The organism is Cupriavidus sp. LA-1 (assembly GCF_055385985.1).
Genome location: NZ_AP031389.1, coordinates 180,856 through 195,647, shown reverse-complemented (window position 1 = coordinate 195,647; position 14,792 = coordinate 180,856). Strand labels below are relative to the sequence as shown.

Below are 14,792 nucleotides of genomic sequence, written 5' to 3'. Positions count from 1 at the left end.
CATCCTTGCCCTCATAGAAGATGGCTCATGATCGAACTGGCATGGAACTGGTTACGCTACCAGCCAACTAGTCAGCTCACGCACTGGTTCAATGAGCGCTTCGCGCCAGGCAGCAAGCGCATACGGCGCGTTGGCATTGTCGCACTTGCCCGTCGATTGGCAATTGCCCTGTGGCGCTATCTCGAGTACGGCGAGATTCCCTCCGGCGCAAGCCTCAAACCATAGTTCAATCCATAGTGGAGGTGATTCCGATCCAAGCATGGAGAGCGACGCGGTACGATTGTAGGTCAGCGCGCCCGTACAGGAGCCGGGCTACCCCCGCGGGTAGCCGTCCTCTCAGATGGGGCGCGCAGGTAACAGGGGTAATCCCAGCGCTTTGCGCATGTGGTATGTGGTGCCCGGCTGCCACGCCGGCACGGATAGAAGGTAGTCCGGCAATGGCCGGTATTTAGCACCCCGACCTCCAGTTTCGCCCGCCGTGTCAGTCCGTGAACGAAAAATAATGGCTTGCAAGGAAAGACGTATCGAGCCGCCTACCTGAAATCCCGATACTGAATGGGGTTGACATCCTTGCCCTCATAGAAGGCTCCTGTCAGTGATGCGGATAAAGCGCCAGGGTTGCATGAAGCCGACGCTGGGGGCGAGATGCGCAGCGTGCAACAAGCGTTCCAGCAATGCAGGATCGAGCGGGTCCGGCCGAAAGTGGCGCATGTCGCGACGCTCCCCGGATGACGCGATAGACGGCGGCAATTTCACTGTCGGCGTAGCGATATGGGTTCATGGTCTGAATAGCGTGGCGGTGGCGCTTGGGCTGGAGGGAAAGTCGCGATGCAGGTAACTTGCCACGATGGTGCCGTGACGATCGATGGCTTTGCTGTGTGCGGTTTGGTGATGCGGGCTCATCCTAGGTCTTGCTGGTCCAACCGATGCGGTGCCGCGCTTGGGTGGCCTCATGCCGCGCATCCTCCTCGCTGTGCAGATACGCGCTGGTGGTCGCGATCGAGGCATGGCCAAAGTTGTCGCGCACAAAACGCAGGTCGACCTGCTGGTCGGTCATGTGTGAGCCCGCGGTGTGGCGCAGCCAGTGCGCCGAGGCGCTGGCCAGCACCGCGGCCTGCGCCTCCCATTCGGGCCCGCGCGCCCGCAGGCGCCCGGCCGCCAGGCCGAACACCTCTTTCAGAATCAGGTGCAGCGCCCCGCGTGACAGGGCCTTGTCGCGACCCGTCTCGCGGCCGATGACCGGCAGCACCAGCGGGCGTGTCTCTCCGGGCTGCGGCGTGGCCGGCAGTCCGTGCGCGCGGCGGTAGCGCGCCAGTTCGGCGATCAGCTCGTCGGTGGCCGGTACCAGCCGGGTCTTGTTCCCCTTGCCGGTCACGTCGAGCCACCAGCGCTCAGTGCCCTGGGCATCGCGCCGGCAGAAGAACGCCCCCATGGGGGTGGCCGTCAGCTCGGAGGCGCGCAAGCCGCCCAGATAGAGCACCGTCAGCACCCAGCGGCAGCGCGCCGCGTGCAGGCGTTCCCGCGCCGTCTCGGTCGGCATTGCCGCGACGGTGTCTTTGACCGTCTCCCACAGGTCGTGGCTCAGATAGCGGGTGATGCGCGCCTGGGCGGGGGCGCGCCGCCGGCGGGCGAGGGCGAGCGGGTTGCCGGCCAGGTAGCCCGCCTCGGTCAGCCAGGCGAACAGCGCGTTCAGGATCACCATCGCCTGCCGCACGCTGCCAGGCGACAGTGGCCCGGCGAACGGGCGCCAGTCCGGATGACTGCGCGCGAGCTTCTTGCTGCCGGCCAGCACCCAGCGCGCGGCCGGTTGCGGATCGGCGAGGAAGCGCTCGTAGGCGAGCAGGTCCTCATGGGTCAGCGAGGAAAAAGGCTTACCCAGCTGGAGCACGGCCCACAGGATCAGCCGCTCGACCTCGCGGCGATAGGTGGCCAGCGTCGCCGTGCTGTCGGCATAGCGTGCCAGCCAGGCCGTCACGGCGGCCAGGTCATCGCCCGCGGCGATTCGGGCGCCGGCAGGCGGCGCGCGGTTGGTGCCAGCGGCGCCGGACAGCGCTGGTGGCAGATGCAGGCGCTCGAGCGGGGTGGGGAGCGGGGCGACCAGGCTGGCGCGCGGTTCGAGGGGAAGCAGTGCCATGGCGGGCGTCAGTGAAACTAATTTTGTTCCCGTCATGGACACGGAAAATAAGGGCAACCAGAGGGTCGCGTAACAAAATTAGTTTAAAAAGTTGAAAGACAAATTGTTCCTTCGGCCGACAGTTAAACTAATATTGTATCCTTGCCCACGTTCCGGCACATCCTTGCCTTGCAGGCTCCCGCGATAGCGCCCTATGGTTCATAGCGATTGGGCCATAGGCGATGGTGGCCATTTGTGCTGGAACCTCCATGGAAGTCCGCGACGCTGACGACAGCTGTCATTGCTCCCGCCGCACAATCGGCAGGAGAGCCATCGACACCTCGCTCTGGGCAAGCCCGGATGAAGGGGCGCTCGAAGGAGAACGGCGCGCGTTGTATTTTGCGAGAAAGCAGGCGGTCTCGCTGTACCTTTCCGGCGCGACGGCCGACACCATCAAGCGTCTCACCTCACTTGGCGCAAAGCAGGCTTATCGACTGATCCGCGAACGTTGCCTCGAAACGCATCCGGACGGGCGACCCTACGGCTGGCGCGGGCTGGTTCCGTGGACCCGGATCAAGCACTACCGGCGCCATCGGAAGATCCATGTCAGTCAGTTCGGTGGCGGCGCCGTTGGTGCCCTGCAGGCGCTCCTTGATGCGCAGCCGGAGCTTCGCCAGGCATTCGAAGCGCGTATTCTCGCGAGCGCGTCCGGCAAGCGGCTGGTCGAAACCCGGCAGTCGAAAAGACGTCACTGCGGGTGGCTTCTCGACCAGCTCCGCGAACTTGGATGTGAACAGCGAAACGAGTGGCCGTTCAACACGGCGACCCTGGGGTACGTCTCGATTGGCCGGTATATCGACAGGGTGTTGTCGGCCAACCCACGAGCGCTGGCGGCGGCGAGCGGCGGTCCAGAGCTGGTGTCAAAGTTGAAGACAGGGGACGGAACCGGACGGCCAGTTCAGAAGTTCATGCAGCGCGTCGAGATGGATGCGCACAAACTGGACGGACGTTTCTGCGTGTCGCTTCCCCTGATGGGAGGCGGTTTTCGGGAGAAGATCGTTCATCGTCTCTGGGTTATCGTGATTCTTGAAGTGATGTCGCGCGCGGTGCTCGGCTACTACTTCAGTATGAGACGAGAAGTCTCGAAGGATGATGTCCTGCGCGCGCTGAAGCGGGCATTGGGAAAATGGTGTGCGCGCCCGGTAAGCTTTAGCGACAAGGCGTATCTGCCCGATGCCGGGCTTCTGTCGGTGCTGGGTGACAATTTCGTTGGACTGTGCTGGGATGAGACCAGCGTAGACGGTGCCCTTGCCGAGACCTGTCAGCACGTGCGCGACGCGTTGCGCGATACGGTTCGCGCGACGCTGCTTGAGCCGAAAACCTCGTTCTCGAAACGTCGAAGCAAGGACGACCGGCCCTTCATCGAGGCGTTTTTCCGCAATCTGGCGGGGAAGGGCTTTCAGCGTCTTTCCAACACCACCGGCGCCAAGCCTCAGGACCGTAAGGGCCGGAAGCCGGAAGACGTTGCGCTGGCAAGCCGATTCCAGTACGAATATGCGGAAGAGCTGCTGGACGTGCTCATCGCCAATTACAACGCAACACCGCACAGCGGGATTGGCAACCGCACGCCGCTCGCATACGCGAACTTCCTGTACCACCACGCCCAGCAGAGCTTGCGCCGAGTCGATCCCGCCGTTGTGGAAGCGCTATTCAGCATCCGCAAGCGCTGCATCGTGCGCGGCGGAGCAGCGAGTGGGCGCGCCCCGTATGTGGAGTTCTATTACGGCCGCTACACCAACGAGGTGCTGCACAACCGGCACGACCTGGCAGGATCCGAGATCTGGGTGGTCTGTCACAAGGAGGATGATTGCCGGGTAGCGCTCGCCTCCACGCTTGACGGCATCCCACTCGGTGTACTGCGGGCAGCGCCGCCCTGGAACATTTCACCACATAGTCTTGCCGTTCGCGCAGCAATCTCTCAGGCCTGCTCGCACGGACAACTGACTATCCCAGCGGGCGCAGACGCCATTGAAATCTTCATGCGCTTTGTAGAGAGTCAGGCACACAAACGCTTACCCGTCCATCCGGCCTACCTCGAAGCGCGACGCATTCTGGTTGCTGCAGCGGATCCGTCGATCGGCGCTGCCATGCTGGACGCTGCGATGGATCGTGCCAAACAGAAGGACAGCACAGGTTCGCGCAACGGTGGCACCAGCAACAAGCCAGCGCGACCAAACGTGGCGATCAAAACTGAGCCCGCGACTCCGGGCTCCATGCTCCCGCCACGTCGAATGGCGCAATCGGGGTAGGTCATGCGATTCCCTCTGCCCGAGCGCATCGATCCGCGACACTGCATCGTGACGAAGCAGTACGCAGTATATACGCCGCCCATGCACGAGATGATTGAACAGCTCGGCGAATGGATCGACCAGCAGCGCCCCGGCGGCTATATCTATGGTGCATCACGGCTGGGCAAGTCTCGCTGCGTGCAATGGTACGTCGCTCAGGTGCTGCAGGAACGCCTTAACGCCGTGGTACCGCTGGTGGTGTGGAATCGCCGTCCGGACAGCCAGACAAGCGAAGCAGGATTCTGGCATCAGCTGTTACTCGCCTCGAACTTCGAATTCGCCAACCCGGCGAAACCACCGAAAAGAGCGGAAGGGATCCACCTGTGCAGGCAACGCTTCATCGCCATTGCGAACAACGCGCAGCGTAATTATGTCGTACTGGCCATCGACGAAGCGCAGGATCTGACGCTCCGGGAGTGGAAGTGGTTGCTCGGTCTTCAGAATGACCTTGATTACGAGGGCTACCTGCTGAGCGTGTTTTCCGTCGGCTCGCACCAGCTGAACTATCGTCACGAGTATATGGCGATCACCGGCAACGCTCACCTGGCAGCACGTTTTATGGCCGCGCATGCGCGATTTCATGGGCTGCGTTCGCCGGAAGAAATCGCATACGTGCTCAACGGCTACGATATTGACTCGGAATGGCCACCGGGCAGCGGCGTTTCATACCTGAAGTATTTCGCGCCGGTTCAATTCGCGGCCGGGCACCGCCTTGCAGACTGTGCCGCGCTGGTGTGGAAAGCGCTGGTGGAACTCTCGCCCGAATCTGCGCGCCGGCATCTCGAGTTCCCGATGCAGCACATCGCCAGGGCAACCGAGGCGATGCTTTTCCAGCTGGCGCATGGCGGAGACTGGGTTGACGTGACGTCTTACGAGAACTGGTTGCAGGAATTCGCTAAAGCGAACTTGTCGGACCACATGAGGATCATCTCGACGGGTAGTTGACATGGCGGCCTACCCATCGGTGAACTGGTGGCCGGGAAACCTCCGTCCGTACGAGTCGAGGCTGTCGTTCGTCGCCCGCTTCTGCGCACTGAATGGCATCAACGTCGGAAAATGCGCGAAGTTTTTGCGTGTGGCGCTCGATAGCAACACGCCGCTTCCGATCGACGAAATCAGGCGCCTGGCGTCCGTGCTCGGTGAGACCGCGCCGCTTCTCGAAGACGTTTTCTCGCCTTCCATACGGTTCATCGATGTCGGTCGTTATGGCCCACCTCCCGATAGTCGCGAGCGACGTGCCATCCGCTATTGCGAAACCTGTGTGCAGCACGGCTACCACAGCTACCTGCATCAGCTTGGGTGGCTTTCGCGGTGCCCATTTCACCTGAGCGCGCTAAAAACGACCTGGGCGCAGGAGCACGCCGCCCGCCTCGTGTCGCAGCGCGTGGGCGCGTTGGAGTTCGTGATGCGGCAACGCTGCAGGACGTGGCCGCACGGCATTGATGCCGGCTTTCCCGCCCGAGAGCAGGGGCGTGTTGCGTCGCTCGCCGGCTGGGTCGCACGGGCGAGCGTCGCGGCCGCGCGCATGTCGCTCGGCGAGATCTGGTCGTCGGGCAACGATGGCATGCCGGGGGCGGTCTCCCTCGACCAAGCGTTCGGTCAGCTGCGCACGCTTGAGCCCCCGCCCGAGGACATCGAGCCGCTCCTGACCGAAGCGGGTGATCGGTGGAGTCTGGAAAGCCACGCGTTTGCGCGGCAAGCGAGAATCCAACTCGGCCACCTCAGGTTATGCCACCTCAGCTTTGCCGACGTTCTTCACTTCTATATACGCATCAACGCCGCTTCGGCGAATCCGTCTTCGTTTGTCACGCGCCTGAATGCCATCCAGGACCGGCAGGCTCGCCATGGCACGTGTCGCTGTCGGTGGAGGCTGACCAAGGAGGGACGGCTCTCGCGCTGGGTCAGGGTGCACCCAGAGGAGGGGCCCCGCTGGGGCCTGATCTGCCCATACGATGTCGCGCTCAACGAACTTCAACTCGGCTGGGGCCGTGCGGACCTGGCGCTCTCCAATCGGCAGGCGGAGCAGGAACGGCAGCGCTTCTGCAGCGTTTCTCGCGCGATGCGCGACTTGGGCCTCATCCGCTATACACGGGATGCAGCAGTAGCGCCGGCCGGTTACCTATATGCAGATCAGGACGTCTGGACCTGCTGCGAGTGGGTCCGGGAGTCGACGCTAACTGCAGTGCTCGATATGGCGGTCACGTGGGAAGTCGATCTGACGTTCGATGCGTTGACCGCTTGGCTAGACGACATCGATCGGGGTGTCGATCCGCTTGAGCGCGACGATTCCAAATCTTGCGTCCGCCTGTGCGAAACCGACGACGGGCTGTTGCTGATTAGATGGACGCAGGCAGAAGGGTCCGCGTCGCAGACGACTCCGTTCTGAGCGCGACGTTGGGCACGAGCTCCGGCACGGAGCGGGCCGCCATGGGTAATCGGGCGCCGCACGAAAGGGGCGCCAAGGTAAGTCAAGACGATGGTAGCCCCGTGGATCCCCGCGCTCAGCTAGATCGCCGCGAGGTTTTGCGCTGACCGAAAGCCCGCCGCCTCGTCCTCGCGCAGGCTGGCAATGAGCGTCGATTTGGGGTTCCAGCGCTCCCGCGTGAGTGGCAGGCGCCGCTCAAGCAGGTTTTGATCGAGCGCACTGGTTGCCAGCGGCGGTAGCGCCACCTTGCCAGGCTTGCTGCGAACAGCAGGAGGGCGGTGCACCTCTGGGGCGCGGCAGCCCGGCGATTTTGCTCCAGGGGGCACGGAACAAAATTAGTTTAACCATGGATACAAATTTAGTTTAACCAACGAGGCCCGAGTGAAAAACACGATTGAGAGAGAATTATAGACATAAGCGCAGTTATGTCTAAAGTATGTCGACATTAGTTTGATACTATGCGTAATACGTAGTATTATATATTGTCACAAACTCACTTTTTCCCCATGCCGGTGGCCGACCTGGATCTGACCGACGCCGCGCTGCAGGCTGATTTGGCCGAGCTGCGCGGGCGCTTCCCCGAAACCCGCGCGCTCTATCGCGAGGTCTGCGGCCTGCTATTCTTCCGCTACGGCGTCACACCCACGGCCAACAAGCTCTACAGCCTGGTGCGCAAGGGCAGCATGGGCACGCCCGCCGAGGTGCTGCAGCAGTTCTGGCAGGAGCTGCGCGGCCGTACGCGCGTGACCATCGACCATCCGGACCTGCCGGACCCCCTCAAGCAGATCGCCGCCGAGGCGGTCCAGACCATCTGGCAGTCGGCCAACGAAGCGGCCACCGCCGAACTGGCGACGCTGCGCGCGGAAGCCCGGCACGCCGCGAGCGAAGCGGAAGCCGTGCGCGATGCGGCGCGCGCGGAGACGGCCACCGCGCGCGAGGATGCTGCGGCGATCGCGGCCCAGCTAGTGGAGGCCCGGCAGGCGCACGACACCGTGCAGGCGGACCTGGCCGCCGAGCGGCAGGCGCACGCCGCGACGCAGGCCCGGCTCGAGGCAGGCCGGACGGAACTGGAGGCGGGCCGGCGCCAGCTGGAAGCGTTGCGAACCCAATTCTCGACGGAGCTGGAACGGGCGCGCGAGGCGGTGACGCTCGCACAGGAGCGCGCCGAAGCCAGCGAGCGGCGGAGCTTGCGCGAACTCGACCACGAGCGCACCGCGCGCCAGAAGAGCGAGCGCACGGCCCAAGACCTGCGCGCCGAACTGGCGGCGGCACGCAGCGAGGCGCGCGATGCCGCGGTGGCGCAGGCGGAGGGTCGCGCGAAGCTGGAAGCGCAGGCCGCGGCCCTGGCTGATCGGCTCGCGGCCACCGAGCAGGCGCAGCGCAAGGCGGCGAGCGACCTGGAGGCCGTCCAGGCGGAACTCGCGGCGGCACAGCGTCGGGCCGAGCGGGGCGAAGCGGAAGCGGCGCTCGCGCGCCAACTGCTGGCCACCTTGCGCGTCGCGCCGCCCGAACGCGACGGCGGTGGCAGTGGTGGAAGGCGGCGCAAGGCCGGCAGTCCGCCGGCGACCGCGCCGGAAGACCACGGGAAAGAGCCGGGCAACGAGCAGGGGGCGGCGGCGCTGCCTGACAATCAGGACGATGGCAACGCCAGCCGTGACGGCAGCGATGACAGCAAAGACTGAGCGGGCGGACGCGATCCGCCGGATCCAGGCGCAGATGGACGACTACGGGCAATCCCCCAACCTTGCATCACATAAACGCCGATGGGTAAGTTCGAACGACACGCAAGAGACAAGGTCTCACCGTCCATGGGATAAGGAAGCGTCTGCACGTGCAGTGACTTCAATGAAGGAGAACGAATTGGCCCCAGAGCAAGTGGTTGAACCCGTTGTCGCGAGCAATGCGACGGACGGACTTGGTCAGATGGAGCTTCCCATCGCTGAGGCGATGCGCGACGCGGATCCCGTCATGGGTGAAGCCAGTGATGCATGCGTCGGTAGTGGCAGCGTTGACACGCAGACCCGACGCTTGGACTTCTGGTCCACAAGCCGGGATAGCGGCCCGACGGCGACCGTGTCATATCGGCGCCGGCGGCCTTACACAGCCCCGGACGCTTCAACGGAAGACGTGGCACCGGAAGCATCGATGGAAGCCACCGCCTCGGAAGCGTTGACTGAATCTGACGCGCCGGAAGCGCCCATTGAAGCCATGCCCTCGGAAGCGACCACTGAAGCCGTGGCCGAAGCTCCGGTTGAAGTCCTGGCCACGGACAAACCGACGGAAGCTGCCGCCCAGGACGAACTGACCGAAACGGCCGCCCCGGTAGCACCGCTTTACGCCCCAGCTCCGGAAGCTGCGCCTGAAGAGACGCGGGCCCCGAAGCGCGGTCGGAAGCCGAAAGCGCTCACCAAAACTGCCGCTGCGGAAGCCGCGCCGGAAGAGACGCGGGCCCCGAAGCGCGGTCGGAAGCCGAGAATCCTAGCTGAAGTTGCCGCTCCGGAAGTCACGACTCAAGAGACCCCAACCCGGAAGCGCGGGTCGAAGCAGATAGCACTGCCTGGAGTGGAGGCTGCCCCGGAAGCGCCGACTCAGAAGACGCAAACCCGGAAGCCGCGACAGGAGCAAAAAGCGCCTACCGCAACTCAAAGCCCGTCCAAATCCTCACTGCTCGCTCAACTGGCATCTGTCAATACGCAACTTGAGCAGTTGCGAGCCACGGAAGTGCCAAAGGTCGTGGAGGAGATCCGGCAGTGGATGCAGGAGTACGACCTCAGCATTGAGGACATTGCGGGCAAGCCCAGTGTTGAGCCCGCTGCCCGCGCTGTTCCGACCAAGACGAAGGCCGCGCCGCGCCCGAGGTACCGCAATCCCAAGACGGGCCAGACCTGGTCGGGGCGCGGCAGGGCTCCCGCGTGGATTGGCAAGAAGCCCGAGCGTTTCCTAATCGATCTCTTGTACTGAACGACAGGTTGGCGGGCGCGGCCGGTCCGCCCCTATTCTGACTAGCAAACTCGGCAGGCCGGAAGTTCGGCGGCCACTGCGTAGGAAGACCAAGGGGAAGAGCTGTGCAACGAGCAGGGGGCGGCGGCGCTGCCTGGCAATCAGGACGAAGGCAACGACGGCAGTGACGGCAGCGATGACAGCAAAGACTGAGCGGGCGGACGCGATCCGCTGGATCCAGGCGCAGATGGACGACTAAGCATCGCCCGGATGACCGGCTGACCCTGTGGGTCCGGGGGCAGGATCGCGGGGCATAGGCGCAGCGCCTGGCGGACACCGTGTTCCTGGCCCTTATCTTTGGGTGTGGGCGAGGCTGGGCGCGTGGCCCGTTGGCTTCCTGTGGGTTCTCGTGGGTCGGTGCATTCAGGCCCGTAACCTGCGAATATTCGCCATCTGAGACAAGAACATCGGAGCCAGCACGATGACTGCCAGCGACAATACAGGGTTGGGCCTGTGGCCGCAGATATTTGCCGTGCTCGCAATCACTGCCGCTGTCATTGCCTCTGATTCGGCTGGGCTGTTTCCTTCGCTTCCAAGAACACTTGGCATGCAAGATGGAAGCACTCACGCACGCGTCCCCTCTCAAGTTGCGTTCTGCCGAAGCAATAGACAGCACCGGCAATCAGGAATATTTCGACAAGTACGCCGCGCTGGTAACGGCGTGCATGGAGTCGAATGGATATCGCATCGATGTCCATGCAAGGAACCAGTACACGCTGAGCGCAGTTAAGACGATGGACAACAACACTGGCGTTCTGCCAGAGGCAAACTATTCAGCCGTACAGATTGAGTCCTTCTGGCAGCGCCGCTGGTTCTGGCAGAGGCAGGAGCGATAGCCATCTGAAAGCGGGCAACCGCCTTTCCGAGCATTGACATCCTGCCGAACCTTCACTGTCACGCTCGCGCAGGAACGCGCCGCAGCCAGCGAGCGGCGCAGCTTGCGTGAACTGGACGCAGAGCGCACCGCGCGCCAGAAGAGCGAGCGCACGGCCGAAGAGTTGCGCGGCGAACTGGCGGCAGCACGCAGCGAGGCGCTCGATGCGGAGACTGCGCCAAAGCGGGGGCTGACGGCCGGACCACAGCCAAGAGGCCAATGAGGCACCTACAATGCCTGTATGGCTTCCGATCCTGGGCCGGCGATCTCCGTCCTTCAACTTCGAATTGCACTGCGCGGCCTGAGCCCGCCGGTTTGGCGACGCTTCCTTGTTGGGGTGATTGTACTTTTGGTGCGAAATCTGGCGGTTTGGCACCAAAAATTCTTACGGATCAATGGATTGCAAAAAACGCCTGCCGCACAAAATGCGGGCGGTCACAAAGCCTTGCTGCAAGTGGCTCTCCGGCTGCCTACCGCCAGATTTCACACCGAAAGTACAACTACCCCAGAACGCGCGTCCGAAAAGCTGAACGTGAAGAAGCGGCGCGGCGATGGCAGTAAGTGGTACTGGAACCTGCCGAAGTCGGCCAACTCCGCCAGCCACTCCAGTTGGCGAACATGGCGGACTTGGGCAACTTTGGAGCGAGTTGAACCCTAGTGGGGCTGGGTAGCTTCGCCCAGCCTCTCCGTTGTCACAAGGCATCGTTAGTCTTTTCCACTTATAATGGCGTGCCCTGAGATGGAGCGATTTCTGATGTAGAAAAATAAGAGGGGATTAAATGTCGGCAACCATGATGCCGTGGAAGCGCAAAGTTGCAAGCCAGCCAATTTTCGCAGCCGTGACTGCGGCACTCGGGGCTGGCACCGGAATACTCGCGGGTCTATACCCAGAAAGAATTAAGGCAGCATTCCCGTTTGCATTCGGGGTAGTGATTGTTTGGCCGGCAGTGCTATTTTGGGTGGCGCTGGTACTTTTTGCATATTGCTTCAAACTTAATATTCAGGCGCAGAATGCGGCTTTAGATGACGGTCTCTCGAGGCTTTCGGATAGCTCGGATGCACTGAAGATTCAAGGGGATAGTCAGGCGGCAGCGCTTCAATCACTGCGCACGAGCACCGATATTCTCGAGAGGCTTATTAGAACACTCCCACCTGATGGCTTTCTATCGCAATTCGAAGACTATTATATTGAGGCACACTCAGCCGCCGCTTCGGCAAGGACCGCCACAGGTAATGGTGCTGAGCAGGAGATAAAAGACGCCATTTTTCTTTGCGTCTCAATTCTTGCATCCCTGGCGCGCTATTTCGACGGTGAGGTAAAGAATATTAGCTATGCAGCTAATGTGATGCTCTTCTCGAATCTGCCAGCAGCACCAGATGAAGCTGCAAAGCGAGTAGCCTCAGTCAGGTTCGTCGAGCCTGGTTGCGCGCCGAGTACGCTTGCGGGTGTCCTCGAAATTGTCCCTGACCTCGCCGTCGTGGTCGGCGATTCGGGCATAGCTGAGCCTGACGAAACAATTGCAGCGATTGCTCTGCCAGTTCCTAAACCAGAGTATCGCGAGGACCATGGGAAATCCACGGTGATCCCTGGAGCACCAGAGGCATTCTGTTCGCCTAGCGAAACTGTAGTGGTACCCAAGGTGTCCGGCCTTTGGAAGTGGTGCAAGGAGCACTCAGGCCTTCGGGAATCAGTTGCGGCAGATATGGAGCGCTACTTCAATGAGGGTGACCATGTTGGCAACCAGCTGGTTGCACTTGATCACCTTGCGCTGCTCGTGCCGCAGATTTTCGGCGATGACCCCGTCGCCGCCAAATATCAACCACTGCGCGAAGTCATTGAACTGCTCGCTCTTGTTGGTCGCGGCTTGAATAGTGCGCCGGAGCTCCGGGTCGCTCAGGTATTTCAGCGAGAACAGCGTGCGGATAACGCGACCCAGTTCCCGGAACGCGAAGTAAAGCTTATTCTTCGTGCTCTCCGAACCCAGCCGACGTAGGATGGTCGACGGTGTCATCTTGCCGGCCTTGATCGAGACGGCAACCCGCATCATGTCAAGGTAGTGTCGTTGGATCAGGTCCCAGTCGATGGACCGGCGGCACAGGCGCTCGATATGGTCGTATCGTCGGCGCCGGTCCGCCTTGTATAGCACCAGATCTTTGATATTGCGCATGCGCGGCATCAGGTTGATGCCCAGCAGATAGGACAGACCAAACACCGGCCCGCTCTGCGCCTGAGTGTCACCGTGAATGGTATCCGGCTGAATCTCAGAGCCATTTCTGATGAGGCCGTCCAGGATGTACACCGCCTCATGCACGCCGCACGGAATGAAGTTGCTGAAGAGTGCGATGTACATGTCGGAGACATGGTAGTAGCCAATCCCGCCGTAGCCGCCATAACGGATGTGATACTCCGACAGCAAATTCTGCTCATACACAGTCCACTTCGTGCCATCCGCGGACGCGCGTTTGCCACTGCCCCAGTACTTCGGTAGCGCGAACTGATTGTATGCGTTGATGACCTTCACAATGGCCTTGTCGAGACGTTCCTCCGTGACGTGACGCAGGTTCAGCCATGCAATTTGCTTGCGGCTCAACCCTTTGACGGATCGAGCCCTCTGGCTCGGTCCAAGATTGCAACCGTAGCAGAATAGGGTGCAGATAACTCGTTTGCGAGGGTCGTCGAGCTTGGCATCGAAGCCGGACAGTGGGCCGAACAGCCTATGCAGATTCAGCCATTACTCCGTCTCGGTCAGCACATCAAGGATGCCGATCTGCGGCATGGATGCGGTGATGGCCTGGTCGATCAGCATCATGTTGGGCGGGTCAGGCGCCTTGCCGGGCCGGTGAATGATCAGCCCTGTTCTCCGAACTCGATGCCGTTGTTCTCAGGGAAGTTGGCATCCACCGCGTCGAGGGCCGTGCTCAGTCTGTCCCGTAGTGTTCTGACAAAGTTCTCGCCAGCCGCTGGCAGGCCAACGATGTCACAGTAATGCGGTAACTCCTGCTCGAACACCTCCTCGGATACCTGATGGAGGCGGAAGTCGTCAAAGCGGTCGCTGCCCTCAACGTAAAGGTCACCCGAACTCAGCTCACGCATGACCTGATCAAACACGCACAGCTCAACGTACCTGCGATGGAGCAGACGCGTACTCCGGCCGTCCGGAAAGATGGCCTTCTCCCACTTGGCCGGGAACCAGCCGAGCGGAAGGTTCAGCAGATCGTCGTCGGTAAGGTGCAAATGTTCACGGTGCGAGGTCCGGAAGCCCTGAATCCAGGCCAGTGCCACCAGGACCGTCTTGTCCTGCGAACTCGATTTGAGCGGCAAGACCTCAAGGCACTGAAAGAGCAGGGAACGCTGCTGGCGGTACGGCGCGAGCATGAATGGAAGATCGAAGTTGCCAGCGTACGCGATATGCTCATTGCAGCGGGCAAGCGCACCCGCTGCATCGTTACCGAGCACCTCACGCACCTTATCCAGCCGGAAGATATCGGCAATGCCGTCATCCTCCAGAACCTGCAGCACATCACGGAACTGGCTGACCAGGTCTTACAAGGAGTCGGCATGCGCGAGCTGATATTGCTGCAGTCGGGTCCTGGCGAGGCCCTCAAGCTTGCGCATGACCTTGATGAAGATTTCGGCCACATCGTCGAGCGCCTTCTGCAACTGCGCGTGAATGAAGAGCACGGCTAACATTAATCGTTTGGCTGGCTTGAGCGACCTGAGCTCAGCAATGTCAAGCGCCCGGGCCTCCGTCACCAGTTGCGTGCGTTTGGACACGGAAAGCAACGCTGGTGGCGTGGATGCAGACGGTGCTCGACCAGCAGATGAGCCGGTGGCAGCCCGTGCCAGCCGAGTTGTTCGAACGCATCGCGCCAACGAGGGTGGAGAGCATCAACTTGCGAGGCGTCTATCGCTTCCCGATTGACATTACACCGGACAGTTGCTGCGGTCACAGACGGCACCCAAAACAAGGGCTGCGAGCTGAAATCAGACTTGCATTGCCACCAAATGCGCATGATCGAAGGAAGGTCGGA

General features: G+C 61.8%; 10 protein-coding genes and 4 pseudogenes. 10 read left to right on the top strand and 4 right to left on the bottom strand.

Annotation, left to right across the window (positions count from 1 at the left end; all coding sequences use genetic code 11):
• Positions 1–18: 18 nt before the first annotated feature.
• A pseudogene (locus ACZ5MJ_RS33245) lies at positions 19–225 on the top strand (IS110 family RNA-guided transposase); the annotation flags it as partial.
• Positions 226–582: 357 nt separating this feature from the next.
• Here the strand turns inward: ACZ5MJ_RS33245 and ACZ5MJ_RS33240 are convergent.
• Together ACZ5MJ_RS33240 and ACZ5MJ_RS33235 are read right to left on the bottom strand one after the other, a co-directional pair.
• Positions 583–781: pseudogene (locus tag ACZ5MJ_RS33240) on the bottom strand (nitroreductase family protein); the annotation flags it as partial.
• A gap of 123 nt (positions 782–904) precedes the next feature.
• Positions 905–2,134 carry a tyrosine-type recombinase/integrase gene (locus ACZ5MJ_RS33235; RefSeq protein WP_464227035.1) on the bottom strand — a complete coding sequence of 410 codons (1,230 nt, stop codon included), beginning with the start codon at positions 2,132–2,134 and terminating at the stop codon, positions 905–907.
• A gap of 248 nt (positions 2,135–2,382) precedes the next feature.
• Between ACZ5MJ_RS33235 and ACZ5MJ_RS33230 the strand changes: the two genes are divergently transcribed.
• From ACZ5MJ_RS33230 to ACZ5MJ_RS33220, 3 genes are read left to right on the top strand one after another with little or no spacing between them, the layout of a single operon-like run.
• Entirely contained in the window at positions 2,383–4,422 is a 2,040-nt protein-coding gene (locus ACZ5MJ_RS33230; protein WP_464223526.1) for a hypothetical protein, read from the top strand.
• Between the two features lie 3 nt (positions 4,423–4,425).
• A complete protein-coding gene (locus ACZ5MJ_RS33225) occupies positions 4,426–5,406 on the top strand; it encodes an ATP-binding protein (RefSeq protein ID WP_464223525.1) in 981 nt (326 codons plus the stop codon).
• A gap of 1 nt (position 5,407) precedes the next feature.
• Complete coding sequence (locus ACZ5MJ_RS33220; protein ID WP_464223524.1) at positions 5,408–6,847, top strand: hypothetical protein; 1,440 nt, start codon at positions 5,408–5,410, stop codon at positions 6,845–6,847.
• A 119-nt stretch (positions 6,848–6,966) separates the two neighbouring features.
• On the opposite strand, the gene ACZ5MJ_RS33215 is transcribed toward ACZ5MJ_RS33220, so the two are convergent.
• The gene (locus ACZ5MJ_RS33215) at positions 6,967–7,131 is read right to left on the bottom strand and encodes a hypothetical protein (protein ID WP_161564120.1); all 165 of its coding nucleotides are present in this window, start codon (positions 7,129–7,131) and stop codon (positions 6,967–6,969) included.
• A 261-nt stretch (positions 7,132–7,392) separates the two neighbouring features.
• Here ACZ5MJ_RS33215 and ACZ5MJ_RS33210 point away from each other — a divergent pair, with 261 nt between their 5' ends.
• From ACZ5MJ_RS33210 to ACZ5MJ_RS33190, 5 genes are all read left to right on the top strand, one after another.
• Positions 7,393–8,568, top strand: coding sequence for a DNA-binding protein (locus tag ACZ5MJ_RS33210; RefSeq protein WP_464227034.1), 1,176 nt, complete (start codon positions 7,393–7,395; stop codon positions 8,566–8,568).
• Between the two features lie 163 nt (positions 8,569–8,731).
• Complete coding sequence (locus ACZ5MJ_RS33205; RefSeq protein ID WP_464227033.1) at positions 8,732–9,847, top strand: H-NS histone family protein; 1,116 nt, start codon at positions 8,732–8,734, stop codon at positions 9,845–9,847.
• Between the two features lie 593 nt (positions 9,848–10,440).
• A complete protein-coding gene (locus ACZ5MJ_RS33200) occupies positions 10,441–10,722 on the top strand; it encodes a hypothetical protein (protein ID WP_464227032.1) in 282 nt (93 codons plus the stop codon).
• A 33-nt stretch (positions 10,723–10,755) separates the two neighbouring features.
• The gene (locus ACZ5MJ_RS33195; protein ID WP_464227031.1) at positions 10,756–10,983 is read left to right on the top strand and encodes a hypothetical protein; all 228 of its coding nucleotides are present in this window, start codon (positions 10,756–10,758) and stop codon (positions 10,981–10,983) included.
• Between the two features lie 18 nt (positions 10,984–11,001).
• Positions 11,002–11,418, top strand: a complete 417-nt coding sequence (locus tag ACZ5MJ_RS33190; protein ID WP_464227030.1) for a hypothetical protein — start codon at positions 11,002–11,004, stop codon at positions 11,416–11,418.
• 1,054 nt (positions 11,419–12,472) lie between these two features.
• Here ACZ5MJ_RS33190 and ACZ5MJ_RS33185 read toward each other — a convergent pair.
• Positions 12,473–14,550: pseudogene (locus ACZ5MJ_RS33185) on the bottom strand (Tn3 family transposase); the annotation flags it as partial.
• Between ACZ5MJ_RS33185 and ACZ5MJ_RS33180 the strand changes: the two are divergent.
• Positions 14,547–14,743, top strand: a pseudogene (locus ACZ5MJ_RS33180) (hypothetical protein); the annotation flags it as partial. The pseudogenes ACZ5MJ_RS33185 and ACZ5MJ_RS33180 overlap by 4 nt on opposite strands.
• Between the last annotated feature and the right edge of the window lie 49 nt (positions 14,744–14,792).